The organism is Vreelandella sp. H-I2, assembly GCF_052959335.1.
Map to the genome: position 1 here is coordinate 42725 of NZ_JBRAMC010000004.1, position 26262 is coordinate 68986.

The window sequence follows — 26262 nt, forward strand, 5'->3', positions numbered from 1 at the left end:
AATACTCCCTTACCAACGGCACGCTTCGCGTAGCGGCTGAATGAGTTGGCGGAGACCGGTAATATCAAAACGCAGCCCATCTAGACGCGATACTTCGCTACTAATCGTGACTTCGTTAGCGCTCAGCAGTTGGCGTAGTGTTTCGATGGCGGGCAACCCACGGCCCCCATTGATGACATGTCCAGCATCACGCACTCGCCACTGCTGTCTTACACTGGCACTATTGGTGCTTAGCTGTAGATCAACACGGGCGTTATCGATAGGCTCCGGCAAGTGAAGCTGAAATCGCGTAATTTGTTTTTCACAGGCCATGACCATAATGGGCCGTGGCGGTGTGGTACCCAGTGCAGGAACGCTCATCAACACATCTTCGCCGACGTGCCCCATCACCAAGCCAAGTGCATCGCTATTACGCCCCCTCTCTTGACGCTCTATCGCGTGCCATAAATCGGGTAGATCTCTCTCCTCGGTCGGTGAGGAGGTGTTTTTGAATACATCGTCATAGCAGCTCAAACGCTCTAGCCGCGAGGTCTCATCAGTGCATGCCAAGGCGTTTTCGAGCATTGTCTGGTGCTCACCCGCCAATGCATGCGTACTCCCCAAAACAGCGATGACAAGTAGCCCCCAGCATGACCACTGGCGGATTAGTAACGACACTCTCATTTGGTATCCAGTTCTAGCAGTTGGCATTTATGTGCCAGTGTTCGCTTAGGTAAGCCAAGACTTGCAGCAGCTTGGGCGCGATTGCCGCCAAAATGCCTTAACCGCTGGCGAATAATGGCGGTTTCAACGTCGCGAAGTGCTTGACGTAAATCGTCGATATCGTTCGGCAAAGTGAATGCCATGCTATTTCCCTGCGGTGTTGATGCACGGGGTGACTCAACCTCCTGCTCCCCTGGAAGCACATAGGCATCTATATCCGCGCCCTGCGGCGTCATGGCACAGGCGTAGTCAATCAGGTTTTTCAATTCACGGACGTTACCGGGATAGTCTCGCTGTTTGAGTAAGCGCAACGCCGCCGGCGTAATCCCCACCTCTTCACGCTCCTCTCGCAAGCAGAAATCGGTAATAAATGATTGCGCCAACTGAGCAATATCATCGCGCCGTTCGGCAAGCGGAGGTAGGTTGAGGGGGAATTGGCCCAGCCGATAGTAGAGGTCGGCACGAAATTGCTGGGTACGAATATGTTCCCGCAGCGGTTGATGAGTGGCCGCTACTAGACGCAAGTCAGCACAGCGCTCTTCGCTTGCCCCTAGAGGGCGATAGCGGCCACTTTCCAGCACCCGCAATAGTTTGGCTTGCAGCGCGAGGGGCATATCGCCCACTTCATCAAGAAACAGCGTACCGCCATCGGCTTGGCTGATTAGCCCTTCCTGGGCCTGGTCGGCGCCAGAAAATGCCCCCTTGGCATGGCCGAAAAGCTCGGACTCCAACAGCGCTTCGGGAATAGCGGCACAGTTAATCGCCATAAACGGACTTTTCGCACGAGCGGAAAACTGATGAATAACACGTGCTACCCGGTCTTTACCGGTGCCTGTTTCACCCTGCAGCAAAACAGCCAAGTTTGTTTCTGCCGCGCGGACCACTTGACGCCGCAGGGCCTGCATGGCACTGGATTGACCCAGTAGCTCTGCTGATAATTGATCAGCCAACGCTTGGCGGCGCGCACCGTCATTCAGCTTGACTAACGAATCACGCAGCGCCCGTGAACGATGGCGTTCACCCTGCTCCCGAGAGAGTCGCGCCCACAGCCTGCATAGCAACGCCTCAAACGCCGCCATACCAGGATCTTCATCAAGGGTGGTGAAGGTATCTTCTTCTCCCACCATCAACAGCACGCCCAGCCACTCTTGCTCGCCATCCTGGGCGCGCAGCGGTCTCACCTGGAGACGCTTGGCGCCCGCAAAGTGGGCGACCTGGGATTGAAACTCTGCATGATCCAAGCGCGTACGGGCATCGCCAACGCTTAACGTGATGGCTTTGCCACTTCGGATAACGTGGGCATAGGGGTGGCTGAAGTCACTGCAATCAAACTGTGCTGCATCATCATCCCGCCCAAGCCAACGCCCACTCCCCTCTACATAGAGACATTCAGCACAATCAAGCCCTAATCCATTTCCTAATACCTGGGCTGCACGTTGGCGTAGCGCCTCTGTGCTAGCACTTTCCACCAGTGTTAATGCGATGCGCATAGCGGCTAGCGGTGAAGTTGAGCGCGAACCGTTGTTAGCGAAAGTGTCGAGGGCTTGAAGCGTCATGGTGTCACGCTACCTCCGCAGTAAAGGTGCCCTGCTCGGCATCGATACCTAGCGCTACCCGAGTCACCGGTTCACGACGCGCCATGCGCTCCAGCAACGCACGTGAAAGCGGTGGCAGCAGTTCGCCATCGATCACCGACTCAAGCATCCGCGCGCCGTTTTCGCTCCGCGTTGCACGTTTACAAATCGCCTCGGCCAGACTGTCATCCAGTACCACCTCGGCATGGCGATGGCGCTCGCGAATGCGGGTTGCCAAGGTATCCAGCTTGGTCTTGACGATGTCGCGCAGGGTATCGCCGTCCAGCGGTAAATAGGGCACCACTTCCATCCGTGCCAACAGCGCTGGTTTGAAAAATTCTGCCAGCACCGGGTAGAGCGCGGTATCCAGCGCCACTGGGTCATTGCCGTAGCTAACGATGGCCTCGTAGCCAAGGTTAGAGGTCAGGAAGAACAGCACGTTTTTACAATCAATAACGCGCCCTTCCCCGTCGGCCAATTCACCTTTATCAAACGCCTGGTAGAAGAGGTTAAGCACATCGGGATGGGCTTTTTCGACTTCGTCCAGCAGCACCACCGAATAAGGGCGTTGACGAATCGCTTCGGTCAGTAGCCCGCCCTCGCCAAACCCGACATACCCCGGCGGCGAGCCAATCAAGCGCGAAACCGTATGCTTCTCTTGGTATTCCGACATATTGATGGTGGTAAGAAATTGACGGCCGCCATACAACTGGTCGGCAATCTGTACCACGGTTTCGGTTTTGCCCACGCCGCTGGGACCTACCAGCAGGAACGCGCCCAGGGGACGCCCTGGGCGGCGAAGATCAGCCCGCGCGGTCAATAAATGGCGGTGAATACGCTCAATAGCACTGCTCTGCCCTTGGATTAACGACTCCAGATGCGTCGGCAGTTCGGTGAGCCTTGTGAGCTCGTCGCTGGTCATGCGCTCGACCGGCACCCCCGTCCAATCACCAATCACCTGGGCAATCTGCGCCTCTTCTACGCTGGGGTTCACCAACGCGAAAGATTCTTGGAGCTGGGCTAACTGTTGCTCACGCTCGGCAAGCTCTTGATGTATGCCTTCTGGTATTGGCTCGGCTTCATCGCCCTCTTGCGCGTCTAGCAACTGGCGATGCATCGCCACAATGGCATCGACGCACTCACGCTGCGCTTGCCAGGCGGCTTCCAGGCTTGCCAACTCATTTTCCAGCTTGGCTAAGCGTTCGGTTAAGTCCTGTTGGCGTTCGCTATCGGGTTCGCGTCCCAGCAGACGTTCACGCTCGACCTGATCACGCTCGCGCAGCGCGGCGGTATGCTCGCTCTGCAAGTGGCTTAACTTACGCGGCGGAGTATCCAGTGCCTGCGCCAATCGGGTACAGGCCGTATCCAGCACGTCAATGGCTTTATCGGGCAATTGCCGACCGGCCAAGTAACGGGCAGAGAGCGCCGCGGCAGCTCGCAGGCCGCTCTCACCGATCAGCACGCCGTGGGCGCGCTCATACACATCACGTAAACCGCGCAGAATGACCAGCGCTTGCGCAACGCTTGGCTCGGAAAGCGCAATGGGCTGGAAGCGACGCGAGAGCGCCGGGTCTTTTTCAAAATACTTTTTGTACTCACGCCAGGTAGTGGCGGCGATGGTACGCAGCTCGCCCCGCGCCAGAGCAGGCTTGAGCAGGTTGGCCGCATCACCGCCGCCTTCCTGATTACCAGCGCCAATCAGCGTGTGTGCTTCATCAATAAACAGCAGCGTAGGCCGCGGGGCATTTTTGACTTCGTCAATCACCGCTTTAAGGCGCTTTTCAAACTCGCCTTTCACCGCGGCACCGGCTTGCAGCGCACCCAAATCAAGGGTCAGCAGCTCAACGTCTGCCAGCGCAACGGGCACTTGCCCTGCCACAATACGGGCTGCCAACCCTTCTACCACGGCACTTTTTCCCACCCCTGCATCGCCAACCACGATGGGGTTGTTTTTGCGCCGACGTCCCAGGATATCGAGCATTTGGTCGATTTCCGGATCACGCCCTAGTACGGGGTCAAGCTCGCCATTACGCGCTTGTTCGGTCAGCGATGTGGCAAAGCGCGCCAGCGCGCTGTCATCGCCAGCGGGACGGGCAGCCTGGCGTTGATCCGCATCGGCATCATCCCGAGGCGCTTCGGCTGAATCGGCCGTAAGACGCTCCAAGTGGCGGCGTAGATTTTCCCGATTGATGTCCGCCAACAGTCGAGCAGAGCCTGCTCCTAAATAGCGGTCGGTATTATGAAGCAAGGTAGTTAGCACCGCCCCACCGCGCAGCTCGCTATGCTGGTACTCCGTGGTGGCCAACAGCCAGGCATCCTGAAGCAGCTCCACCAGCAAGGGTGAAAAGCTGGGAGTGGCTACGTCAAGGTCCCTAGGTGGACGCGTTTCTTCAGCCAGTTGCGCACGCAACTCAGCCACATCAATGGCGAATGTTTTACATAAACAACGTACATCGCACAGCGGTTGATCAAGCAAGGCTTGCAACAAATGCGCGACGGCGACTTCAGGCGCCTGCTGCTGCGCGCTTAGCACGGCGGCCTGCTCAAGTCCTTGGCGTGTGATCGTATTTAGCCGGCCAATAAGCGCTGGTAGCTCTACCCTGAGCATGGAGTCTCCTAACGGTAAATTTGGTTAAGAAGCGAGGTTATCTGCTCGGCTTGTTGGTCAAGCGACCAAGACAGGCCCAAATACACCGCCACCATGGCTAACCCAAACAGGCTGAAAATGCCACATACAGGAAAGCCACTACGTAGCCGTTGGCGAACTCTCACAACATTACGCAACGGCTGTGTCAGCGCTTCCTCAGGCGGCTGGTCAAGCGTGGCCAGTTGATCGCCCAGAGCACGAACTATTTGTTCATATTCATCGCGCCCGTGGGATGCGACTCGATAGCGGCCTTCAAAGCCAAGGCATAGGCAGAGATAAATAAACGCCAACATATCTCGGTAGCGCTGGGGCTCTTGCTGTAGCCGCGAGAGGATTGAAAACACTTTTTCGCCGCCCCAGGTTTCATTATGAAAACGCGTCAACAGCGAGTGCTCAGCCCACTTACTCTGCCGCCCCCAGGGCATTCCCATAACCGCTTCGTCAATGAAGGAGCAGAGCACGTAGCGATAGGCGAGCAATGTGGCGCGGTCATAGCCCTGTTCCGTCAGCTCAATCTCAATGGCGGCAATTTCATCCACTACCTGGCGATAGAGACGCTCGATATCGCCTGCACTATCTAGCTGTCGCACTCGCACCACCATGCCAAGCAGGCTGCTAGCGGCGTCCACCAGGGGATTAAGATTGTGCCCACGCAGGCGAAACCAGTAGTCCTCGTCAGCATCTAGTTGTTCAGCATGGCTATGGATCAGATGTTCCAAACCACGCTCATTTATCAGATCCTCATGGCGAACTTTGTCGTGTGCACCACGTGGCCTTACAAAGCGTTGATCACCCGTTGCGAGATGTTGCATGGCTTAACTCCTGATGGCCCAGAACTGCATTTCCAGCCCTGGAAATTCACCGGCGACATGGAAGGCGAACCCGCTGGCCCCGTTGAGCATGCCCCACGCTTCACTCTGGCGGTCCAGTTGGAAATAGGTGTAGCCCGCGTGATAGGGCAGTTCGCGGGGCGCGACCGGCAAGGGTTCAAGCGGAACACCGGGTAGTTGCAGGCTGATGAGGTCGCGAATACGCTCGACGCTGGCCACTTTGGTTTGTTGCAAAAACAGCTTGCGTAACCGCTCGTTGGGCATGTCGGCGCGAACCGCCAGAATGAACTCCGCCGATTCGATGAGGCTAACGTCAGTAAGGGGCGCCACCAGCAGACCAAAGCGGCGCGCCTGAAGCTGAATGGCAACAGCCCGAGGCTCTAGTACAGTGGAAAGCGCTTGACGCAGCATCTTCATCAGCGGTCGGAAAGCACGTTCAGGATGGTCATGCTCGTAGGCCGGACACTCTGGCGGTAACCGCGATTCGTCGGTAAAGGTCACCAGTTCACAGGCGACTTCGTGCATGGTGTCGTACAGCCGCTCCGGGTGGAGCTGGCCCAGCCGAGCAAGGTGTTGGAAACGCGGTTGCGCACGGTTTAGCAGTTGTAGCAGCATAAAGTCAGCGACATCAGCAACGCCTGCTTGATTCGGCGTAGAGAGGCGTTGAGCAATGTTGCGTGCCCGCTCGCGCATTAAACCGGCCATCTCACCCACGAATCGCTGTAACCCTGGTGCTGCCTGAACATTGAGCAAAGTAGGCAGGAATTGCTCATCAAGCACTAAACTGCCATCCGGGCGACGCTCAACAATCCGCGCTACGGATAGACAGGCGTAGCCACTACGGTCGTCACTCTCTAGTAGCAAACGCGGAGAAACCCGGGCCACTTCCAACTCCGCTGTCGCACCATCGCGAGAGTGAAGATCACGAACGCTGCGTGAAGAGAGGCGATAACGCGCAGGTAGGTCGTCTCCCGGCCAGCGCACTTCGCCCACGCCATCGGTTGCCAACGGCAGTCCTAAGTAGACCACTTGGTTGGTAATGCTGGCATCGCTGATCTCTAACGGCGTTGGCTCGACATCATCGGCCGGTAGCTGAAAGGCGACACCATCCGGCATAACCCCGCTGGCACGGCTAATGGCAATGCGCCCAAAACTGAGAAACTCGTTATTTAATTCCAGCGTATGAAAGCCGTATAAATAATGGCTAATCCCTTTTAGCCGTGCATCAATTAGCCCTTCTAAACTGCGTTGCTGCTGCTGAAAATGCTGTGGCTTAATAAACAGGCCTTCACTCCATACCACTCGATTACGGCTGGACATTACTCTTCCCTCCTTAGTTCTACTTCGCTATTCCGGAGGTGAACCAGCAGGTGGTAATGCTCGCCGCGGCTCTTCACCTTAACGACCTTCTTCCACTCGGCATCGTTGGGGGTGGCGTAGAAAGCAATCAGCCCGATGTAACGCGTCTCTTCATCAACTTCGAACGGTTCGTAAAACTTCCACTGCCCTGGTAGCAAGGTAAAGTCATCATGGGTGAGGTAGTTGGTACCTAACGCCTCTTCCAGATCACGGCTCAGTTGCCCTAAGTCGGCCGCCATCAGCATGGAGTCATCTTTTAACTGCAGTACCTGGAAGCGCAGCGGAGTACCTTCCCCGTCCACATTGGGATTGACGTTTGGCTCGGCAATCATGCTTAGATCAACTGTCGTAGGCTGATCTTCTGGATAGCCGACAGGAATCGATGGATCCTGTATTACCTGCCATGCCTTGCCCGTGGCTTCACGGGTCGAGGCACAGCCTGCCAAAAGCAAGACGATGCAAAGAAACCAGGCAAGCCGTGCCATATTTCGCACGCTCATGCTCTGCATGCTCATGCTTCCTCCCGCTGCTGGCGTCGCACCGATTGGTCGTAGGCTTGCTCAAAAACTTCCCAAAACAGCTTTTGAAAACCCTGCTGGCGGCCAGAATTGAGCTCACGGTAATAGTAGTGATACATCTCCCATGCCCAGCCGCCTTCATCTTCAATGCGATTACCGGCACCACGGTAAGCATGGAAACGCTTGAGTAACGCTTCAGGGGAGAACGCATCAAGTATTGACCCGAGTGCATGACCAATCGCCTCTTCCACAGCAGCTTGATGCTGCCCCTGGTGACGTAAACACTCGGCTACTGCTTCAGGTGCTGATAAGTGCACCGGGCTACGCTGGGCAGAAAATAGGGTTTGAGCGGTTTCATCGTAGGATTGCCCCAGGCGCAGTGGATTATCTTCGATTGGCTGTAAACGACGATCACGGAGTGGGTACTTACTGTCATTCTGGGATTGCTGCAGCACCCGTAGGCCATCAATGGTCGCACGCAGGGTTTGCCCCGCCTCTTCTAAGAAAGCCTGCTGCTCCTCGCTATCACGAAAGGGTAAATCGAGACCTAAGCCCCTTAGCAGCGGGTCTGCACCAACATGGCCAAGCGTCTGTGCTGTCGGCTTCTGCCAGCGATCTTCCAACTGCTCCCCAACCGAGCGCTCCAAATCGTTTATCTGCCGCTCATCCATACCACTGCTCCTCCGCGTTGCTGTGCCGTTTGGTGTTTTAATGTCAGGTAGGCTTAAGGCTTCATCATGGTGCTCTTGTTGCTGCCATTGCCCACGGTTGTGTAGATAAGCCGACGCTTGAGTTTCATGCCTTTGATACGTTTGCTGGCGATGTGAGAGTGTCATCGCCTCTAACGGCTCCATGGTGGGTAGTGACGATTGATTCTCTTCATCTAGTGCAACCATCGGGTCATGTGCAGTCGAACCCGGCAAAGCTCCACCTAACGCCTCCATCGGGTCACCTTTTTCTGCATCGTGATTAAAGGTTTCACCGCCCCGCACTGACCAAACAACGCCATGGGTTGAGACTTCGTCGTGTTCTTCGTCAATCAGCGTGGCAAGTGAGTGGATGCCAGGCTGCCAGGCATGCCGGTCTCCGAGATGGACTTTCAAGCAATATTCGCCGATCAAAAGCTCGTCGCCATCGCGTAAAGCTACTTTCCGATGACGCCCAATCGGCAGTGTGGTCCGGTTAATGAAGGTGTGACCGCTCAGGTCTACCAGGCAGAACTTGCCGTCAATTTTGATAATTTCGGCGTGGCTGGGCCTAATTCGCCCGCTATGATCTTGCAGTAACCAATCGTCGTGCTGGCCGCTGCCTAGCGTCCCTCCTTCCTGATGGAAGACAAAGCTACTGGTTGAACGGCCTTCAAGCTGCTCGCTGTTAGTAACTACTAACGTAATGGCGTCAATTTGATTGTGCTGCATGCGTTAACTCGTCATCTGTATACGGACACAACGACGCGTGGTGCAGTCATCGTGTTCGGGATCAACAAAAGTGGTCCATCCAAGTTGGCATGATCCGGCATCGCCTAAACGCATGGGCTTTACTTCACTCTCCAGCAATTCGAGTTCAAGGTCATAAGCCAAGGGCTCACGCAAAACAAAGCTGACCAGCGTTTTGAGAGGGCTATGCTCTTCACCATCGGGAAGAAAGTCCCTGAATCGAGCTAGGCTTAAGCCCCGCAAACACAGCGCAAACTTGCCGTTCACATCAGCGACACGCGCACCGACGACCATGTCGCCGCCCAGTGTCATTCCCGAGACGCCCATGCAACTGCGCTGATCAAGAGGAATTTCTACCCAGCGCTGCACCCACTCTTCTATCTCTACGCGAGCCAAGTCGAAGCAGTGGCCTACAATGCCGCTAACCACATCTGGCGAGCGCGAGCGCCCAGCCAACAAGCCTGCATAAGCAAGCATTTTGCTCCAGTTGATCGACGTCTCACCGCGCAAATCACTGTCAGCAAGCCCTACCAGCGCGAAGATAGCCGCAGAAAAGCCATCCTTTGCATCATCTTGATAGCGAATATAGTGGCGGTATTTACGCCAGCTACGATGAACGAGCGTCAGCAGTCGATGGTTAAAGAAGTCGAGGAAATCTCCGGCGCTCCCCTCTTGATGGGCTGCGTTATGCGCCAAGGTTTCCAAGTAGTAGCCGGGCAGCGGCGACTGAGCGCCCTGCAGGCCAAAAAAACTGACTTCCATCTCATACTGGCCCGCTTGCTTTTCTTTCAGTGCCAGCACATCGCTGCCTGGAAACCCTAGCGAAGCCGATGCGGTATAGCGCACCCGCTGAAATGTAGGCACGCTGCCGCCATGCCGCTGCTCCAAATCATCGTTGTGATGACGGTGCAGAAGCTCTACTAGTTGATAAAACTCGTAGCGTCGTGCTCCCCGCATGACAGGTGCCAGCGCTACATCAGGGGCTGCTGCCCCACCTGTAAGGTCCATTGATAGCGCTCTTGGTTATGGCGGTTAATGACATGCAGTTCGTGAAAAGAGTTGATGCTTGCGTAGAGCGAGAAGAAACGCGCCAGCACACTGCCAAACAGGTAAAGACTCCCCTCGTCATCGAAGGCTTCTTGATCCAACGTCATCACCGAGCGCAGCCCACGTACGGGCAATCCTTTGCGCAACCGGTCAACAGATTGCGTATCTATTTCTAGAATGCCCGATAACCTTTTTTGTGCGATCCGTTCTGCCTGCCTGTCCACTAGCGCACGGAAATCATAGGCACGCAGTACTGAACACAGCGCATCACGCTCTAGCAGGGAAAGGTAGTTCAGCGATAAATTGGAAATTAGTATCCACAGCAGCCCATCATCGAGGGCAGGTCGTAACACCGGGGTTGGCCGGGTAATATTACGGAACGTTGCGTAAGCCGGACTCTCTTCCGTAGCTACACATAAGTCGCCAATGGTCAGTCGCTCAGGCAACTCACGATTGCTGCACGTCAGTTGCAGAGAGATCGTTTCACGGCGCCCCAGGCAATCGCGTTCATCACTGCGCACAAACGCGATATCGTGATCAAAGCCATCACTACGCAGGCTCTCGCGCACCCTTATACGAAAGTGGAGCGCTTCTCTTCCCCGATCTCGCTCAATTTGATGCTGAAAACTCTCGAAAGGTACGTAGTTGCGCGGCTTCTCCTGCCTCTCTTTACGTCCCCCCTCTAAATGGCCCTGAACAGTATCAACACTAAAAATTTCGTAGTGGGAGGGAGCACGACTGCTAGGCCGTATTCGGTATTCGCTGCGCTCGCCACTTAAATCAATAGGCTCAGCATCGTGCTCGAAAAGATTAATCGCTGGTGTGCAATAAAGCGCCAAGTGCTCGTCCTGCACACGGATATCAGTCGGTAGTGTTCGAGAAAATACAAAGCGCAAAGTGGCCTTGCTAGCGGCTCCATCTGGCAGATAGTGGCCGAGTCCAGCCACATCAAAAAAGTGGAAAGCTTCAGGAAAGCAGAGATACTCCTGCAGGATGCGATACCCTTGATGAACATTCTGCGGGTAAGGTAAGAGAGCCTGATCGCGCTCGAACCCTACTGCGTTAAGCGCATTTGAAGGTAACCGCTGCGTTTGACCATCAACCTCGAGCTCCAATTTTGCCAAGTAATGGCTCATCCATAGATACAGCGTGCGCGCAGTGTAACTATCGCCCCCTAAATGCAAACGCAATGAATCTATACCCATGGTATTCATCGGTTGATCACTGCGAATTTCCATCGCTAGCTCAACGATCGAAGACTCTCGCGTATGGCGTGCAACAACACCTAGCGGCGCCAATGGATAGAGCGTGACATCATGGCAAGTTCTAAACAGGCATGGCGTGCCCTCTATCGGCTCACTGGCAAGCTCTGTTCCACGTTTAACCCGCTGCTGCTGGCTCAAGGAGTACCAACTGGGGGTAAACTGCACCACTGTCATGCTAGGCACTGGGCGAAGATAATTCGGCCACAACATGCTGATTAAAGAGTGGGTAAGCTCAGGAAAATCATCCTCAACTTTTTCCCGCATACGACCAGTGAGAAAGGCAAACCCTTCTAATAGCCGCTCGACGTCAGGATCCGTACTGCGCTCAGATAGAAAGCGGCTTAAACCGGGATTTGCATCAGCAAACTCCCGGCCCTGGCGCTTTAAAAAATTAAGCTCGTCTCGATAGTAGCGATTCAGCATTCGTGCCTCTCAGGCCTATCAGTTGAGACACTGATAACGCTTGTTGTTTAGCAACAAATCGATCGTCGCTTGCGTGTTTTCTCTTCCCAAAACGACAGTGGCATGTACCTGAAAGCGCAATTGCAACGGGTCGCCATGATTTGGTAAAGACGCTACGTCCACACGTTTGACTCGGGGCTCATAACGCTCGATGCACTGACAAATGGCCTGTTGAATATTGCGCTCCAAGTCCAGCACACCAATCGTTGCATCATTAAAGTCGAGTAATCCTAAGTCCGGCGCGCATGCACTGTTCCCAGGGTGACTATTGAGCAATTCAACCAAGTGACGTTTGATCGACTCAACGACCTCTGTCACCCCGTCTGCGTCCTTTCGCAACGCGGACTGGCGAGGCTCAGCAAGCCGTTCAAATAAGCGACTGCCCAAGAACTCACTCCCCAACAACCCACTGCCATCTGTGGTCATAATTGCCGCCCTTTACTCTTTATCGAGACGACCAACCAGCGAGAGCTCGAAGTTCGCACCCATGTACTTGAAGTGCGGGCGAACAGCCATAGAGACCTGATACCAGCCTGGATCACCCTCAACATCAGACACTTGAATAGAGGCGGCACGCAGCGGCCGACGACTACGAACATCCGCTGGTGGGTTTTCTTGATCAGCAACGTATTGCCGAATCCAGGCATTGAGTTCACGTTCCAGATCCTGACGCTCTTTCCATGAGCCAATTTGCTCTCGCTGAAGCACTTTTACGTAGTGCGCCAAGCGGTTAATGATGAACATGTAGGGAAGCTGAGTACCCAGCTTGAAGTTAGTCTCAGCGGCTTTACCTTCAGCCGTATTTGGAAAGACCTGAGGTTTTTGAACAGAGTTGGCTGAGAAGAAGGCAGCATTATCACTACCCTTGCGCATGGTTAATGAAATGAAGCCCTCTTCGGCCATTTCAAATTCGCGGCGGTCAGTAATGAGTACTTCGGTAGGAATTTTGGCTTGCAACTGGCCAAATGCCTCGTAGGTATGTACGGGTAAGTTTTCAACGGCGCCGCCACTTTGTGGGCCAATGATATTGGGACACCAGCGATACTTGGCAAAGCTATCGGTTAGGCGCTCCGCCAATAAGTAAGCGGTGTTCCCCCACAAATAGTGCTCATGCTTTTCACTGACATTTTCGCGGTAGTTAAACGTTTTAATCGGGTTTTCTACCGGGTCATAAGGTGTGCGCAATAAGAAACGCGGCGCTGTTAAGCCAAGGTAGCGGGCATCTTCTGACTCACGGAGGCTACGCCAACGAGCGTATTTTGGCCCTTCAAAAATAGCCTTGAAGTCTTTAATGTTTGGCAGCTCTTCAAAGCTCTCGATGCCAAAAAAGGCGGGCGCAACAGAGGACATAAAGGGCGCATGCGCCATCGCCCCCACGGCTGCCGAATGTTGCAACAACTTCATGTCAGGGGTGGAGGGAGAAAAGTCGTAATGACCGATGATGCCTGCTACCGGTTCTCCGCCAAACTGACCGTAACCCGCGTTATAAACATGATGGTAAAGACCGCTCTGACTAATCTCAGGCGCAAACTCAAAATCTTCCAGCAGTTCCTGCTTGGTGGCATGCAACACATCAAGCTTAATGTTTTCGCGGAAATCCGTGCGATCAACCAGTAATTTCAAGCCTCGCCAAGCCGACTCTAATTGTTGGAAATTTGTTTCGTGCAGAACTTCATCTACTTGATGGCTGATTTTGCGATCCAGCTCGACAATCATGTTATCAACGAGTGATTTGTTAACCTTTGGAGCCGCATCATCCCCATTTAGCAGTTCTGCAATAAAAGCCGCCACCCCCTGCTTGGCAACATCGTAACCCTCATCGGCGGGTGCCATGAGTGTTTGCGCCATTACCTGATCAAGCAAAGAGATTTCTGTTTTCGTCTCTGCCGCTGTGTTCTGTTGCTTTACTGTCTTGCTCATAGCTGTGCCTCGAGTCCGCTGCTCTGCAATAAAAGAACGCTGATCTGCAATAAAAAAACGCTGCCAATAGAGAGGAGTTATTTGCCTTTATCAACATCCAGCAATGCCAGCTCATTCAATAACTGCTGGCGGGCATCGTCGTTTTCTAGCAGTTTTTGCAGCCGATCTCGGAAAGCAGGCACATTGCCCAGCGGCCCCTTCAAAGCAACCAGGGCCTCACGCAATTCCACTAGCTTGCGCAATTCAGGCACCTGTTTTGCAACAGCATCAGGAGAGAAATCTTCGAGTGAGTTGAAGGAAAGTTTGACCGCAATATCTGTTGGCTCATCGCTTTCCTCAAGGCGATTGGGCACCGCAGTTTGTAGGCTTAACCCCGCCTCGCGCATCACCGACTGAAAGTTGTTTTTATCAACAGAAACAGATTGACGCTCCTCGATAGGTGTCTCTTCCTCCCCCCCTTTAAAATCCCCTACCACCAATAGCTTTAAAGGCAATTCAGTATCAGCCTGCTGATCACCGGTAGCGGGTACATACTTAATATTGATGCGTTCTTTCGGTGCAACGGTTCCTTGCTTAGCCATGATAGTTAGCCCTGAAGAGAGATGTATCAATGTAACCGTGAATGGTTCTCAATCCCGGGAAGGTAACGAATTATGAAAAACTAAGCCAAGCGGCCTCTATTACTAATAAGCACCGGAATTTTTCTCCTTTATAAACCCCATCATCGATTTTTTTTATTTTCTGCATTTTTAGGCGAAATTAACGGAATATAGGCCAAAATAATCAGCACATTATATGATAATTATAATTTGTAAGATATTTCTTACAGTTTCTATCGGCAATCTCTTAAGATTATTGACAGAAATAACACACAAAGAATTTTGAAAAAAGTGATCAGACACCAATAATGATAGATTTTAATGCACCAACTTCAGCTTAAAAAATGACAACAAGAGCAGCTTCGTTACCAGCCGAAACTTAAGAAACATCTTTCTTTACCAATCAAGACGCTAAATTATATTTAAAGTAAGTAAGCAATTGGTTGCCCAACAAGCGAGTAGTTGCTTAAGCCAGGCCATTTTTCGCCTAATAATAATTAACATATAAAGTTAAAAAAAATTAAATTATTGAAAGTTAAGGTAAAAAAAAATGTGGCATATTACTTGCTCTAATTAGGGTGTCCATACGACATCACTAACTATTCCACTCAAGGAGCAGACCATGCCAACACCATGTTATATCAGCATTGAAGGCCAAACGCAGGGCAACATCACAGCAGGCGCCTTTACACCTGATTCCGTCGGCAACATCTATGTTGAAGGCCATGAAGATGAGATGCTGGTTCAAGAGTTTAAGCATGTTGTTACCGTACCGACTGACCCACAGTCTGGTCAGCCCTCAGGTCAGCGTGCTCACAAACCCTTTATCTTTACTGTTGCCCTGAATAAATCAGTGCCATTGATGTATAACTCACTTGCCTCTGGCGAGATGCTGCCCAATGTTGAGCTGAAGTGGTACCGCACTTCTGTCGAAGGTAAGCAGGAACACTTTTTCACCACTACATTGACGGATGCCACTATCGTTGATATCAACCTACGCATGCCGCACGCCCAAGACATCAATAAATCTGAGTTCACACAATTGATGGATGTATCGCTGGCTTACCGCAAGATTGATTGGGAACACACGGTGGCAGGAACTTCCGGCTCGGATGATTGGCGCGCCCCGATTGAAGGTTAAGTTATCGTTAAATATCTAGGCGATGCCTGAAAATATAGGCTAGAAACAAGAGAAGCCCTTTCCAACCGGAATGGGCTTCGTTGTTTCTACTGTCTCGTTACAGACTTATCGCTCTTGATACAGAGGCTGAGGACAAGTTCTAAACAAACCGCCCCAGGCCAACGGCTGAGCGCAAGCGATCCATTGTTACGGCGGCTTCTTCCCGTGCCCGCTCCGCGCCTTTCTGCAGAACCGCCTCAATATGGGCTGGGTCTTCCATGAGTGCGTTATAGCGTTCACGCGGCGCGCTCAAGTGGGCATTCAGGTATTCAAATACCAGATTCTTTGCATCGCCCCAGCCAATACCATCGGCATACTGTTGGCGCAGGCTTTCGGTTTCTTCCGAAGTCGCAAAGGCTGAGTAAATTTGGAACAGTGTGCAGCTATCGGGATCTTTTGGCTCACCGGGTTCCAGCGAGTTAGTTTTAATTTTACGCACCAGCTTTTGCAGTTTCTTCTCAGAGGCAAAGAGCGGAATCGTATTATCATAGCTTTTGGACATCTTGCGTCCATCCAAGCCATTCAGAAGCTGTACTTTGTCATCAACGACGGCTTCCGGGAGAACAAAATGCTGACCTTTATAGAGATGATTGAAGCGCCCTGCGATATCGCGAGCCATCTCGATATGCTGAATCTGGTCACGCCCTACCGGCACCTTGTTGGCGTTAAACATTAAAATATCGGCCGCCATTAGCACGGGGTAACCAAACAGGCCCATGGTAATGCCTTTGTCTGGGTCTTGGTTTTCTGCTTCTTCGTTCTCAGCCACTGCTGCTTTATAAGCATGGGCGCGGTTCATCAAGCCTTTGGCGCACACGCAGGAGAGCATCCAGGTGAGCTCGGGAATTTCTGGAACATCCGATTGGCGGTAGAAAATCGCATTATCGGTATCTAACCCTAGCGCAAGCCAAGTCGCAGCAATCTCCAGGCGAGACTGCTGCACCCGCTTGGGGTCTTGGCACTTGATCAGGGAGTGATAGTCGGCCAGAAAATAGTACGACTGCACGTTGGAATCCTGACTTGCCTCAATGGCGGGCTTGATCGCTCCAACATAGTTGCCCAAATGGGGCGTGCCGGTGGTGTTAATACCGGTAAGGACGCGGGTCTGACTCATTGGAAATTAGCCTATCACTGGAATAATGCGGAACGAACTGAGAATTGGAGTCTACCACGCTGGAAATTGCAAGTAGAGGCTCGGGAAGCTCTATAATCGCTTAATATCCTTCAGTTAAACGGTGCCCAGCTGCCGTTCCCCGTTCCGCTATTTGCATTGCCAGGTTCATCGCCAAAACTCCCCTCCCCGATAATACGGCCTGCACCACTCACATCAACGCGCCGTCCCCATACAACACCTCGCAAACCGCTACTTCCCACGATATCAACAGTAGCAAAAGGGGCATAAATCATGGCCATCACTTGGGCACTTCCAGCGATTGTGACGCGCTCGCCCAACGAATAAATAGCGAACCTTGGGTTCCCGCTTTCAGTCTTCACAGTCAAGTTTTTCATTTGCAACGAACTTTCTAGATCTACATTACCTGTCACCAGCACGGTTAAGGAACTATCCCCTGCAAAGATAAGCCCTTCATCACCACCGCCTCCAAGTGTTAAATCACCATCCACGATAAGAACTGCATCCCCTGTCACTGTTAAGCTACCATTCGTTTGGTTAAAGTCCCTTGTTCTCACCACGGGAAAATCACCTGCTATTTTCGGCACCTCGGATACATCGTAATTAACGGCTGCCGCCATTACTTGATTCTCTCCAGGTTCTTCAGACTCATTAAAACCAACGAGTCCACTACCACTGATCGTGGCATCAACAAGAGGCCATTGCCCAACGCGAACACTGGTATATTCATATGGATGTTTTGTCAGCGACTGTGTCTTTCTATCTACAGACGCATAGATGTCATGGATGCTAAGCGGATCTTCTTCAACCGATTCAAAAATGACATTTTCTCGAAAATTTTCCGATTTTTCTTCGTCCCAATAACTTGGAGAATCAATCGACCCGGCCGCATCGATTGAGTCAGGTGGCGTAGCACCTCCTTTTATCTTTACGTCACCGCTAGTAACAAGACCGCCGCTTACGTGGGCACTTCCTGTTAAATTAATGCCACCGCCCCCTGCCACTATTGCTCCATTACCAAAACTGCTTCCTTTATCAGGTGATGGTTCAGCCCCCCCGCCATCACCAAGGGAAAATAAATAATAATAAACTGCTATAAAATTATTAATCGGTTCCTCTGCACTACTTTTAACTTGGCCAATAATTAATTCAGAATTTATTCCGCCATTTTGGCACTCAGCGTAATAATACCCAATTGACACACTACTATTTTCTTTAAACGAGTCAATTGCATTAAATTCAGAAAAGCCTCCAGGGTTAGCAGTGGTATTTTTAATCGACTCTCTTAACTCTTCACAGCTCACGTTACTATCGATTTCGGAGCTTTGGCCCACTCTAGCAATCGCGCCCGATTCTGCTGCCATTTGAGCCAATATTGAAGCTCGATAATTACCCGCTAAACGCTCATCGATCAACGCGCTCTGCATACCTGACATGCCTAACATTAGCGCCCCGGCGAGTAGTGCCATAACAATCACTAGCGCTGCGCCTTGCTGCTGTTTCATGGAGCTGACTCTTGTGACGTGATGACTTTATTTCGCTCATTGATAGTAAAGGTAAGCTCATCGCACATCGCACTCCCGCCTTCTCGGCAATCGCCAATGGACAACCTGATTATGCGAGACACATCATTACCACTATATTCAGAAAGAGTTGGGCAGGCTGTCGCGTCATCAACTTGGGCGAGATCAACTACTGGCTGGTTTTGGGCCTCATCTTGCAGAACACAGAAATGACGCGTACCACTGTCAGAGCTTCGCTCATCTGGGACGATAGCGTAGTCACCAATTTCTCCTTTACGACCTGCTTCAGTCAGGGTGCTTACCGCAAAAATTAATGTCTCTTGTTTACGACTAACCTTGTCAACGGTTTGAAACGTTTGAAAGGTGGTTAAAAACAGCTGGCCAGCACCTAAAATAATGACCGTACCGATCGTCATCGCCACCATAAGCTCCACTAGGGTAAATCCGTGTTGGCGCTGTTTCATTGCTGCACCTCAAGCCTTGGGAGACGGAAGGTGTAGTCAAATCGGTCATTCTCGCCATTACCCAGCACCATGGTCACGGTAAACAGGCACTCGTCTCCGGCGCTGCCTTTGACGATGCTGCTTTCGACATCATTGGCATTCTGAAGCGGGTTATGGTCGTTATCTGCAAACCAGTCATTTTTCCATTGCTGCTGAAACGCCGCTAGGTCGATGCTAGCGCAGGTTTCGTCGTTCTCAAGCGTGGCCAACTCGGCCCAGAGCCGTTCCTGTGCATCCACCGCGGCGACGCTTGCCACTGATCGCTGGTAGCCTGCATTGGCACTTTGCAATGCTTTAAGCTGCATGGCCGCTACACCGATCAGGCCGATGGAAAGAACCAACAACGCAATGAGCGCCTCTATGAGGCTAAAGCCACGTTGTTGTCTCATGGCTCGCCTCTACGAATGCTGCCTGTCGTATTAATAATAAGTGTCACAGGGTCGATGTCGTCTTGTTGCGGATTGAGCGTAATGCGACAAGGGACGGAGCTATCAGCACGGCAGCTATCAATATCTGCATCACCTAAACTTTGAAAAGTGAGCGAGAACGCTTGATCTGGCGTGGTTATATTAGCTGCCTGCCCTAACCGCAAAATCTCATCGGTCGCATCGCTTTTGGCTACCCAATAACACCAATCCGAGTAACGATAGGTGGTGTTTTCTTCACCACTTTCATTAGCCTCTTGAGCGACTTCGTTATTTCTACAAGATTCAGGGCGGCGATTTGTCATTGCGGTATTGGGGGGAGAAAAGATAACGGATACATCACTACGCTGTTTAATCGCCTCGCTGCGCGCAAAACTCAGAATAGAGATCATTTCGTTGACGTCGCCCGTTAACTGTTGGCGAGCGAGAAAACCGGCAAACGCAGGCACCGCCATAATAGCGATGATCGTTGCAATTATTAGCGTTACTAGCAGCTCAATCAGGGTAAACCCGCGTTGTTTACTCAACTCACCAGCAGGCATCGGGTAACCTTTCGCCACTCGAACTGAGCGTAATCACTTCTTCGCAACCGTCATTCTGGTCAGTGCTGGCGGTTAGTAGATAGCCGTCACCATTAATACTCTCCTCAACCTTATAATTGTTTTCTGGAGAGGTGTTATTAATAGGGCAATCGCTATATGTATATGAACGTGTATAGCAGCGCTCAAGCTCGGAGGCAGCCTGCATAAGGCCCGCATGCGCATCGGTGCGCACTGATTTTTGTACATAACGGGTATAACTGGGGTAGGCAATAGAGGCGACAATGCCAATAATCACCAGCACAATCATTAACTCAATGAGGGTAAAGCCGCGCTGGCCCTTCAAGAAAGAACGGCCAGTAAAAGGATGAGAAACATAAGACACGCGGCTTTGCTCCTGTATTAGTCGACTCATACCGTTTCAGTATGTCGCAAACTAATATGCTTTGCATCACGATTCCATTTCTTAGCCGCTCACAATTACCTTTTCGCGTAGCTCCTTGGGCATAGAAAACGTGATGGTTTCTTCGCGGCCCTGTAACTCTTCGGGCATCGATGCACCAAGGCTTTGCAGCTTGGCGATCACACCTTTTACCAGTACTTCGGGTGCACTGGCGCCAGCGGTCACCCCGACACGCGCCACGTTTTCCAGCCACTGAGGGTCAATCTGCTCGGCGTTGTCGATCAAGTAGGCGGGGGTGCCCATGCGCTCAGAAAGCTCACGCAAGCGGTTTGAGTTTGAGCTATTGGGACTACCGACCACTAATAACAAATCACTCTGGGCCGCTAGCTCGCGCACGGCATCTTGACGATTCTGCGTGGCGTAGCAGATATCGTCATTGCGTGGCCCTTGGATGTCAGCGAACTTATCCCGCAGGGCGTCGATCACCTTGGCGGTGTCATCCATCGACAGTGTGGTTTGGGTCACAAAAGCCAGCTTGGAAGGATCACGCACTTCCAGTTTAGCGACATCTTTCTCGTCTTCTACTAAGTAGATGCGCCCACCGTGTGAGGTATCGTAGCGCCCCATGGTGCCTTCTACTTCAGGGTGGCCTTCGTGACCAATCAGGATGCACTCCTGCCCTCGTTTGGCGTAGCGCAACACTTCCAGATGCACCTTGGTGACTAGCGGGCAAGTGGCGTCAAACACCTTCAAACCACGACGCTCAGCATCAGCTTGTACCGCGCGGGAAACACCGTGGGCAGAAAAGATGACGATGACATCGTCAGGCACTTCGTCCAGCTCTTCAACAAACACGGCCCCGCGGTCGCGCAGCGTTTCGACCACAAAGCGGTTATGAACGACCTCATGCCGGACATAAATGGGCGGGCCAAAGACATCAAGGGCACGATTAACGATATCGATCGCGCGATCCACACCGGCGCAAAAGCCGCGTGGATTAGCCAATTTAATCTCGATGGGTTGTGCCTGCTGCGCACTGGAAGATTGAGTGCTTGGTGACTGCGTGCTTGGTGAATGCATTAATAGCGCCTTGATGCGAAACCGCATCTGCTTAGTGAGTTCGATCGCTGCCGGCTAGTGGGCTGAGCTTAATGAGTGGTCACCGGCTTAACGTCCAGTACCTCAACCTCGAAGGTGAGCGTGCGGCCCGCTAACGGATGATTAAAATCCACCTCAATACGACCACCGTCAATGGTTTTGACCACGCCTGGCAATTCCGTTCCCGCTTTATCGGCAAACGACATCACCATGCCAATTTCTGGCGCTTCATCGCCAAAGTCTGCGCGTTTCAATGTCTGAATATTTTGCGGGTTATGCTGGCCGAAAGCATGTTCAGGGGTTATCTGAAAGGTAGCCTCCTGGCCTGCAGACATGCCTTTAATAGGATGCTCAAAACCGGGCGGAAGATTGCCATCGCCAAACTCGAAAGTGGCCGGTGCTTTCTCTTTTGTAGAGTCCACTAAGGTGCCATCTTCCAGCTTTAAGGTGAAGTGCAGCGTCACTTCCATGCCTTCGTCAATACGGTAGTCGCTCATTACCATCCTTACCTGTCTATAAATGACTTTTCGTGAATGTCTTCGCGTTAGGGCAGACCGTTATTAACAGACCTTCATGACCAGACCGTTATGAAACGTTTCCGTGCGCTTTTTTGCGCCGCCGTTCACCCATAATAGATTCCCAAATCAGGGCCACCGCCCCCAGGGTAATCGCAATATCCGCCACATTAAACGCCGGGTAGTACCACCCTGCGACGTGAAAGGAGAGAAAATCGACCACATAGCCATGCACCAAGCGGTCATAGAGATTCCCCAGCGCACCACCGATAATCAACGGCAGCGCTATCGCCAACAGTTTTTCATCGTGTTTGATACGTGAGAGCCAAATTGTTAAGCCTACCGTCGCGCCAATCGCAATAATGGCGAAAAACCAGCGCTGCCAGCCGGGGTGCGTGGCTAGGAAGCTAAACGCCGCGCCAGTGTTATGCAGCAGCGTCAGATTAAAAAACGGCAACACTTCCACCGGCTGTGCGTAACCCAGCTGGCTACTGGCCACGTATTTCGTGGCCAAATCCAGCACAATCACCGCCAACGCTAGCCACAGCCAACGCAACGGCCGCTGCATGGTCGGCCGCGCGCTTGCATCAGGCGGGCTCTTATCAAGCATAGTAGCGAACCTCACCGCTGCCCTCGGGGAGGTTACTAATGCAGCGACCACATAAATCTGGATGATCAGCATGAGTGCCCACATCGGGGCGATGGTGCCAGCAGCGCTCACACTTGGTGTTGTCACTCGCCTTAACCGTCACTTTCAAGCCTTCAAGCTCGGTGGCTTCGGCTTCACTCGCATCAGCCCCACTTGCAGCAGACAGGGGCTTAAGCGTGACTTCACTGGTCAGCATGACAAAACGCAGCTCGTCACCCAGTTTAGCCAGAGTCGCCTGCAGCTCATCACTGACGTACAGCGTCACTTCGGCCGCCAGGCTGCCCTTAATCACTTTGGCATTACGGGCATCTTCCAGGCACTTATTCACCGAGTGCTTGACCTCCAGCACTTGCTCCCAGAAAGCACGGCCCAGCTCGGCATTCTCTTCCAGAGTGCCAAGGTCAGTGTAGTAGGTCTCGAGCAGCACGCTATCCCCGCGCTTACCAGGAATATTCTCGTGGATCTCTTCAGCGGTGAAAGAGAGAATCGGCGCGATCCATCGACTCAGCGCTTCCACCACGTGATAAAGCGCGGTTTGTGCACTGCGCCGTGCTAAAGAATCGGTTTGTGTGGTGTATTGGCGGTCTTTAATGACATCCAGATAGAAACCGCCCAGTTCCCGCGCGCAGAAGCCGTGTACCTGCTGATACACATCCAGGAAGCGGTACTCTTCGTAGGCTTTTTCGATCCGCGCCTGCAATTGGTGGGCACGATCCACCACCCACTGATCCAGCGCCAGCATATCGCCAAACGCGACTTGATTACGCTCTGGATCAAACCCGTTTAGGTTAGAAAGCAGGAAGCGAGCGGTGTTACGAATCCGGCGATACACATCAGAGGTGCGTTTCAAAATTTCGTCGGAGACGGCCATTTCACCGGAGTAATCGGTGGAGGCGACCCACAGGCGCAGAATATCGCCGCCTAACTTGTCCATCACTTCCTGAGGCGCTACCACATTGCCCAGCGACTTGGACTGCTTGCGCCCCTGGGAATCAACGGTAAAGCCGTGGGTCAGCAGCTGACGGTACGGCGGGTGACCGTCAATCGCCGAACCGGTGAGCAGCGACGAGTGGAACCAACCACGGTGCTGGTCAGAGCCCTCCAGGTACAAATCTGCCCGCGGGCCGTTTTCATGGCCGTGAGGGTGCGAGCCGCGAAGTACGTGGCGGTGGGTCGTGCCGGAATCAAACCAGACATCCAGCGTATCGGTGACTTTGTCATATTCCGCCGCTTCCGCGCCCAACAGTTCAGCCGGGTCGAGTTTGAACCAGGCATCGATGCCTTCCTGCTCAACGCGCTTGGCCGCCTCTTCCATTAGCTCAACGGTGCGCGGGTGCAGCTCGCCGGTTTGCTTATGCAAAAAGAATGGGATCGGCACGCCCCAGTTGCGCTGGCGGGAGATACACCAATCGGGGCGGTTGGCGATCATGCTGTGCAGGCGGGCCTGCCCCCAAGCGGGCGTAAACGCGGTGGCTTCGATGCCTTCCAAAGCGCTTTCACGCAGCGTTTTGCCATCTTTGCCTTTAATATCCATGCCCACAAACCACTGCGCCGTGGCCCGGTAAATCACCGGCGTTTTGTGCCGCCAGCAGTGCATGTAACTATGTTTGATCGGGATATGCGCCATCAGCGCGTTCACTTCGCGCAGCTTCTCGACGATATTGGGATTAGCCTTCCAGATCATCTGGCCGCCGAAGAACGGCAAATCATCTGCGTAAACGCCATTGCCCTGCACCGGGTTGAGCATGTCGTCAAACTCCATGCCATGCTCGCGGCAAGTGATAAAGTCATCCATGCCGTAAGAGGGTGCGGAGTGCACAATACCGGTGCTACCGACTTCAGACTCGACGTAATCCGCCAGATAAATGGGCGAGAGTCGATCGTAGAACGGATGGCGGAAGTTGATCAGATCAAGCTGCTTGCCTTGGGTAGTGGCAATCACCTCGCCTTGCAAACCAAAGCGTTCCAAGCAGCTTTCCACTAGTTCTTCTGCTAGCAGTAAAAGGCGCTCGCCAGTATCGACCAACGCATAGGTAAACTCAGGGTGAACGTTCAGCGCCTGGTTGGCGGGGATGGTCCACGGTGTCGTGGTCCAAATCACCACCGCCGCCGGCTTAGTCAGTTCAGCTAAGCCAAACGCGGCCGCCAGCTTGTCGGCGTCTTCTACCGGGAAAGCCACATCGATGGCATCGGACTTCTTGTCCTGATACTCGACTTCCGCTTCCGCCAGCGCTGAACCACAGTCAAAGCACCAGTTAACCGGCTTCAAGCCTTTAAACACGTAGCCCGCATCGACCATCTCGGCCAAGGCACGAATCTCGCCTGCTTCGTTGGCGAAATCCATGGTGCGGTACGGGTGATCCCAATCGCCGATGATACCCAGGCGAACAAAATCAGCCAGTTGGGTTTCAACCTGCGCCCCGGCGTACTCACGACACAGCTCACGAGCGTGTTCCGGTGCCAAATGCTTTCCGTGAGTGGTTTCTACTTTGTGCTCGATGGGCAAGCCATGGCAGTCCCAACCTGGCACGTAAGGGGCATCGAAACCGGCTAAATTCTTCGATTTAACGATAATATCTTTGAGGATCTTATTAACGGCGTGACCAATATGAATACTGCCGTTGGCGTAGGGAGGGCCATCGTGCAGTACAAACAGCGGCGCACCTGCGCGCGCTTCTCGCAGGCGCTGGTAAATGTTCATATCCTGCCACTGGGACACCCGGCCCGGCTCTTGCTTCGGCAGCATGCCGCGCATGGGGAAATCAGTTTCAGGCAAATTCAGCGTGTGCTTATAATCCATGGTCTGGTCAGCCGTCGTTAGCATCGGCGGCATCATCCGCCGAATAAGAATCAGAAGAAATCGTATTTGAAGACGCCGCATTTGAAGACATCGCCTCACGCCCAAGCGGGGCCGAGGCCAGCGGAAGAGAATAACGTTGATCAGTACTACCATCTTCAGCACTGTCTTGGTCGGCCGCCGCCACCATTAAATACTGGCGGGCACGGTCCTGGTCACGTTCAATTTGCGCTTTAAGTGCATCAAGGTCGTCGAACTTGACCTCACCCCGTAGGCGCGTACAGGGGTATACCGTCATGCGTTGACCGTAAAGGTCGCCGGTAAAGTCCAGCAGGTGTACCTCAAGTGTCGGCCGATCTGAACCCACCGTGGGCCGGAAGCCGACGTTTGCAACGGCCGGGTAGCGTTTCCCGTTTGCCAGTTCCGCCACCACTGCGAAAACACCGCGCAGCGTTAACGGCTGAGGCAGCAACGGCAGATTGGCGGTGGGAACGCCAAGCGTACGCCCCAGTTGCTGGTCGCGTACCACACGGCCATGTAACGAATAGGGGCGGCCCAACAAACGCGCTGCGGCGGAAAAATTCCCGCTGGCCAGCAAGGTACGCACCCGCGAACTGGAAACCCGCTCGTCATCCACGGTAAAAGTACGTGTGTGCTCAACGCCAAAGCCTTGCTCACGGCCCACTTCCGCCAGTAGGGCAAAATCACCGCGGCGATCGCAGCCGAAGCGGAAATCATCCCCCACCACCAAGTGTTTAACGCCTAACCCATCAATCAATACCTGATCGATAAACTCGCGCCCCGTCAGGCTGCGCAGCGTGTCGTTAAACGGTAAAACCAGCACTTGCTCAGCGCCAAAATCGCGCAGTAGCCGCACCTTCTCGCGCAAGCGTGTTAACCGCGGTGGCGCTTGATCACCGGCAAAAAACTCGCGCGGCTGGGGCTCGAACACCACCACTGTCAGCGGCACACGCCAGCGTGCGGCATGTTCACGGCACTGCTGAAGAATGGCTTGATGACCGCGGTGCACACCATCGAAGTTACCGATCGTCGCAACGCAGCCACGATGAGCCGCTTTCAAGTTGTGCAGACCTCGAATGACGCGCATGGCACCTCAGCCAGTGGGAGGACAAAGCCTC

24 protein-coding genes are annotated in these 26262 nt (G+C 53.1%); 1 reads left to right on the forward strand and 23 read right to left on the reverse strand.

Features of this window, described 5'->3' with window-relative positions; genetic code table 11:
* Positions 1 to 9: 9 nt before the first annotated feature.
* The 12 genes from vasI to tssB all read right to left on the reverse strand — a co-directional run bounded on the left by vasI (position 10) and on the right by tssB (position 14341).
* Positions 10 to 663 (reverse strand): type VI secretion system-associated protein VasI, encoded by a 654-nt coding sequence (gene vasI / locus ACUVOF_RS10980; protein WP_447044390.1) that lies wholly within the window; start codon positions 661 to 663, stop codon positions 10 to 12.
* Positions 660 to 2258 carry a sigma-54 interaction domain-containing protein gene (locus ACUVOF_RS10985; RefSeq protein WP_447044391.1) on the reverse strand — a complete coding sequence of 533 codons (1599 nt, stop codon included), beginning with the start codon at positions 2256 to 2258 and terminating at the stop codon, positions 660 to 662. The genes vasI and ACUVOF_RS10985 overlap by 4 nt, the downstream gene beginning before the upstream one ends.
* Before the next feature lie 4 nt (positions 2259 to 2262).
* The gene (gene tssH / locus ACUVOF_RS10990) at positions 2263 to 4884 is read right to left on the reverse strand and encodes a type VI secretion system ATPase TssH (protein ID WP_447044392.1); all 2622 of its coding nucleotides are present in this window, start codon (positions 4882 to 4884) and stop codon (positions 2263 to 2265) included.
* Positions 4885 to 4892: 8 nt separating this feature from the next.
* Complete coding sequence (gene icmH / locus ACUVOF_RS10995) at positions 4893 to 5735, reverse strand: type IVB secretion system protein IcmH/DotU (protein WP_447044393.1); 843 nt, start codon at positions 5733 to 5735, stop codon at positions 4893 to 4895.
* Positions 5736 to 5738: 3 nt separating this feature from the next.
* Entirely contained in the window at positions 5739 to 7073 is a 1335-nt protein-coding gene (tssK, locus tag ACUVOF_RS11000; protein WP_447044394.1) for a type VI secretion system baseplate subunit TssK, read from the reverse strand.
* On the reverse strand, positions 7073 to 7627 hold the full coding sequence (tssJ, locus tag ACUVOF_RS11005; protein WP_447044395.1) for a type VI secretion system lipoprotein TssJ: 555 nt from the start codon (positions 7625 to 7627) through the stop codon (positions 7073 to 7075). Before tssJ ends, tssK begins: the two co-directional genes overlap by 1 nt.
* Complete coding sequence (gene tagH, locus ACUVOF_RS11010) at positions 7624 to 9048, reverse strand: type VI secretion system-associated FHA domain protein TagH (RefSeq protein WP_447044396.1); 1425 nt, start codon at positions 9046 to 9048, stop codon at positions 7624 to 7626. The genes tssJ and tagH overlap by 4 nt, the downstream gene beginning before the upstream one ends.
* Positions 9049 to 9051: 3 nt before the next feature.
* Positions 9052 to 10074: a type VI secretion system baseplate subunit TssG gene (gene tssG, locus ACUVOF_RS11015; protein WP_447044397.1), complete on the reverse strand. Its 1023-nt coding sequence runs from the start codon at positions 10072 to 10074 to the stop codon at positions 9052 to 9054.
* Positions 10038 to 11801: a type VI secretion system baseplate subunit TssF gene (tssF, locus tag ACUVOF_RS11020; protein ID WP_447044398.1), complete on the reverse strand. Its 1764-nt coding sequence runs from the start codon at positions 11799 to 11801 to the stop codon at positions 10038 to 10040. The genes tssG and tssF overlap by 37 nt, the downstream gene beginning before the upstream one ends.
* 18 nt (positions 11802 to 11819) lie before the next feature.
* Complete coding sequence (tssE, locus tag ACUVOF_RS11025; RefSeq protein WP_447044399.1) at positions 11820 to 12266, reverse strand: type VI secretion system baseplate subunit TssE; 447 nt, start codon at positions 12264 to 12266, stop codon at positions 11820 to 11822.
* Positions 12267 to 12278: 12 nt separating this feature from the next.
* Positions 12279 to 13760, reverse strand: coding sequence for a type VI secretion system contractile sheath large subunit (gene tssC / locus ACUVOF_RS11030; RefSeq protein ID WP_447044400.1), 1482 nt, complete (start codon positions 13758 to 13760; stop codon positions 12279 to 12281).
* A gap of 77 nt (positions 13761 to 13837) precedes the next feature.
* Entirely contained in the window at positions 13838 to 14341 is a 504-nt protein-coding gene (gene tssB / locus ACUVOF_RS11035) for a type VI secretion system contractile sheath small subunit (protein ID WP_447044401.1), read from the reverse strand.
* 640 nt (positions 14342 to 14981) lie between these two features.
* On the opposite strand from tssB, the gene ACUVOF_RS11040 reads away from it, so the two are divergent.
* Complete coding sequence (locus ACUVOF_RS11040; RefSeq protein ID WP_447044402.1) at positions 14982 to 15500, forward strand: Hcp family type VI secretion system effector; 519 nt, start codon at positions 14982 to 14984, stop codon at positions 15498 to 15500.
* 139 nt (positions 15501 to 15639) lie between these two features.
* Here ACUVOF_RS11040 and ACUVOF_RS11045 read toward each other — a convergent pair whose 3' ends face one another.
* The 11 genes from ACUVOF_RS11045 to ribF form a co-directional block, all read right to left on the reverse strand.
* A complete protein-coding gene (locus tag ACUVOF_RS11045; protein ID WP_447044403.1) occupies positions 15640 to 16653 on the reverse strand; it encodes a tryptophan--tRNA ligase in 1014 nt (337 codons plus the stop codon).
* A gap of 110 nt (positions 16654 to 16763) precedes the next feature.
* Positions 16764 to 18176, reverse strand: a complete 1413-nt coding sequence (locus tag ACUVOF_RS11050; protein WP_447044404.1) for a pilus assembly PilX family protein — start codon at positions 18174 to 18176, stop codon at positions 16764 to 16766.
* The gene (locus tag ACUVOF_RS11055) at positions 18173 to 18658 is read right to left on the reverse strand and encodes a PilW family protein (RefSeq protein WP_447044405.1); all 486 of its coding nucleotides are present in this window, start codon (positions 18656 to 18658) and stop codon (positions 18173 to 18175) included. The genes ACUVOF_RS11050 and ACUVOF_RS11055 overlap by 4 nt, the downstream gene beginning before the upstream one ends.
* A complete protein-coding gene (gene pilV, locus ACUVOF_RS11060) occupies positions 18655 to 19086 on the reverse strand; it encodes a type IV pilus modification protein PilV (protein ID WP_447044406.1) in 432 nt (143 codons plus the stop codon). Before pilV ends, ACUVOF_RS11055 begins: the two co-directional genes overlap by 4 nt.
* Positions 19083 to 19664, reverse strand: coding sequence for a pilus assembly FimT family protein (locus ACUVOF_RS11065; protein WP_447044407.1), 582 nt, complete (start codon positions 19662 to 19664; stop codon positions 19083 to 19085). Before ACUVOF_RS11065 ends, pilV begins: the two co-directional genes overlap by 4 nt.
* A complete protein-coding gene (locus ACUVOF_RS11070) occupies positions 19651 to 20046 on the reverse strand; it encodes a type IV pilin protein (protein WP_447044408.1) in 396 nt (131 codons plus the stop codon). The genes ACUVOF_RS11065 and ACUVOF_RS11070 overlap by 14 nt, the downstream gene beginning before the upstream one ends.
* Positions 20047 to 20127: 81 nt before the next feature.
* Positions 20128 to 21144 (reverse strand): 4-hydroxy-3-methylbut-2-enyl diphosphate reductase, encoded by a 1017-nt coding sequence (gene ispH, locus ACUVOF_RS11075; protein WP_113269463.1) that lies wholly within the window; start codon positions 21142 to 21144, stop codon positions 20128 to 20130.
* Between the two features lie 68 nt (positions 21145 to 21212).
* On the reverse strand, positions 21213 to 21659 hold the full coding sequence (gene fkpB, locus ACUVOF_RS11080; protein WP_447044409.1) for an FKBP-type peptidyl-prolyl cis-trans isomerase: 447 nt from the start codon (positions 21657 to 21659) through the stop codon (positions 21213 to 21215).
* 88 nt (positions 21660 to 21747) lie between these two features.
* Positions 21748 to 22287, reverse strand: coding sequence for a signal peptidase II (lspA, locus tag ACUVOF_RS11085; protein ID WP_447044410.1), 540 nt, complete (start codon positions 22285 to 22287; stop codon positions 21748 to 21750).
* Positions 22280 to 25150, reverse strand: a complete 2871-nt coding sequence (gene ileS / locus ACUVOF_RS11090) for an isoleucine--tRNA ligase (RefSeq protein WP_447044411.1) — start codon at positions 25148 to 25150, stop codon at positions 22280 to 22282. The genes lspA and ileS overlap by 8 nt, the downstream gene beginning before the upstream one ends.
* The gene (gene ribF / locus ACUVOF_RS11095) at positions 25134 to 26231 is read right to left on the reverse strand and encodes a bifunctional riboflavin kinase/FAD synthetase (protein ID WP_447044412.1); all 1098 of its coding nucleotides are present in this window, start codon (positions 26229 to 26231) and stop codon (positions 25134 to 25136) included. Before ribF ends, ileS begins: the two co-directional genes overlap by 17 nt.
* Positions 26232 to 26262 lie beyond the last annotated feature (31 nt).

Bases quoted from the DNA above. Each gene is read 5' to 3' on its own strand.
- vasI (WP_447044390.1), bottom strand. From the start codon at position 663: ATGAGAGTGTCGTTACTAATCCGCCAGTGGTCATGCTGGGGGCTACTT.
- ACUVOF_RS10985 (WP_447044391.1), bottom strand. From the start codon at position 2,258: ATGACGCTTCAAGCCCTCGACACTTTCGCTAACAACGGTTCGCGCTCA.
- tssH (WP_447044392.1), bottom strand. From the start codon at position 4,884: ATGCTCAGGGTAGAGCTACCAGCGCTTATTGGCCGGCTAAATACGATC.
- icmH (WP_447044393.1), bottom strand. From the start codon at position 5,735: ATGCAACATCTCGCAACGGGTGATCAACGCTTTGTAAGGCCACGTGGT.
- tssK (WP_447044394.1), bottom strand. From the start codon at position 7,073: ATGTCCAGCCGTAATCGAGTGGTATGGAGTGAAGGCCTGTTTATTAAG.
- tssJ (WP_447044395.1), bottom strand. From the start codon at position 7,627: ATGAGCATGCAGAGCATGAGCGTGCGAAATATGGCACGGCTTGCCTGG.
- tagH (WP_447044396.1), bottom strand. From the start codon at position 9,048: ATGCAGCACAATCAAATTGACGCCATTACGTTAGTAGTTACTAACAGC.
- tssG (WP_447044397.1), bottom strand. From the start codon at position 10,074: ATGGACCTTACAGGTGGGGCAGCAGCCCCTGATGTAGCGCTGGCACCT.
- tssF (WP_447044398.1), bottom strand. From the start codon at position 11,801: ATGCTGAATCGCTACTATCGAGACGAGCTTAATTTTTTAAAGCGCCAG.
- tssE (WP_447044399.1), bottom strand. From the start codon at position 12,266: ATGACCACAGATGGCAGTGGGTTGTTGGGGAGTGAGTTCTTGGGCAGT.
- tssC (WP_447044400.1), bottom strand. From the start codon at position 13,760: ATGAGCAAGACAGTAAAGCAACAGAACACAGCGGCAGAGACGAAAACA.
- tssB (WP_447044401.1), bottom strand. From the start codon at position 14,341: ATGGCTAAGCAAGGAACCGTTGCACCGAAAGAACGCATCAATATTAAG.
- ACUVOF_RS11040 (WP_447044402.1), top strand. From the start codon at position 14,982: ATGCCAACACCATGTTATATCAGCATTGAAGGCCAAACGCAGGGCAAC.
- ACUVOF_RS11045 (WP_447044403.1), bottom strand. From the start codon at position 16,653: ATGAGTCAGACCCGCGTCCTTACCGGTATTAACACCACCGGCACGCCC.
- ACUVOF_RS11050 (WP_447044404.1), bottom strand. From the start codon at position 18,176: ATGAAACAGCAGCAAGGCGCAGCGCTAGTGATTGTTATGGCACTACTC.
- ACUVOF_RS11055 (WP_447044405.1), bottom strand. From the start codon at position 18,658: ATGAAACAGCGCCAACACGGATTTACCCTAGTGGAGCTTATGGTGGCG.
- pilV (WP_447044406.1), bottom strand. From the start codon at position 19,086: ATGAGACAACAACGTGGCTTTAGCCTCATAGAGGCGCTCATTGCGTTG.
- ACUVOF_RS11065 (WP_447044407.1), bottom strand. From the start codon at position 19,664: ATGCCTGCTGGTGAGTTGAGTAAACAACGCGGGTTTACCCTGATTGAG.
- ispH (WP_113269463.1), bottom strand. From the start codon at position 21,144: ATGCATTCACCAAGCACGCAGTCACCAAGCACTCAATCTTCCAGTGCG.
- fkpB (WP_447044409.1), bottom strand. From the start codon at position 21,659: ATGAGCGACTACCGTATTGACGAAGGCATGGAAGTGACGCTGCACTTC.
- lspA (WP_447044410.1), bottom strand. From the start codon at position 22,287: ATGCTTGATAAGAGCCCGCCTGATGCAAGCGCGCGGCCGACCATGCAG.
- ileS (WP_447044411.1), bottom strand. From the start codon at position 25,150: ATGCTAACGACGGCTGACCAGACCATGGATTATAAGCACACGCTGAAT.
- ribF (WP_447044412.1), bottom strand. From the start codon at position 26,231: ATGCGCGTCATTCGAGGTCTGCACAACTTGAAAGCGGCTCATCGTGGC.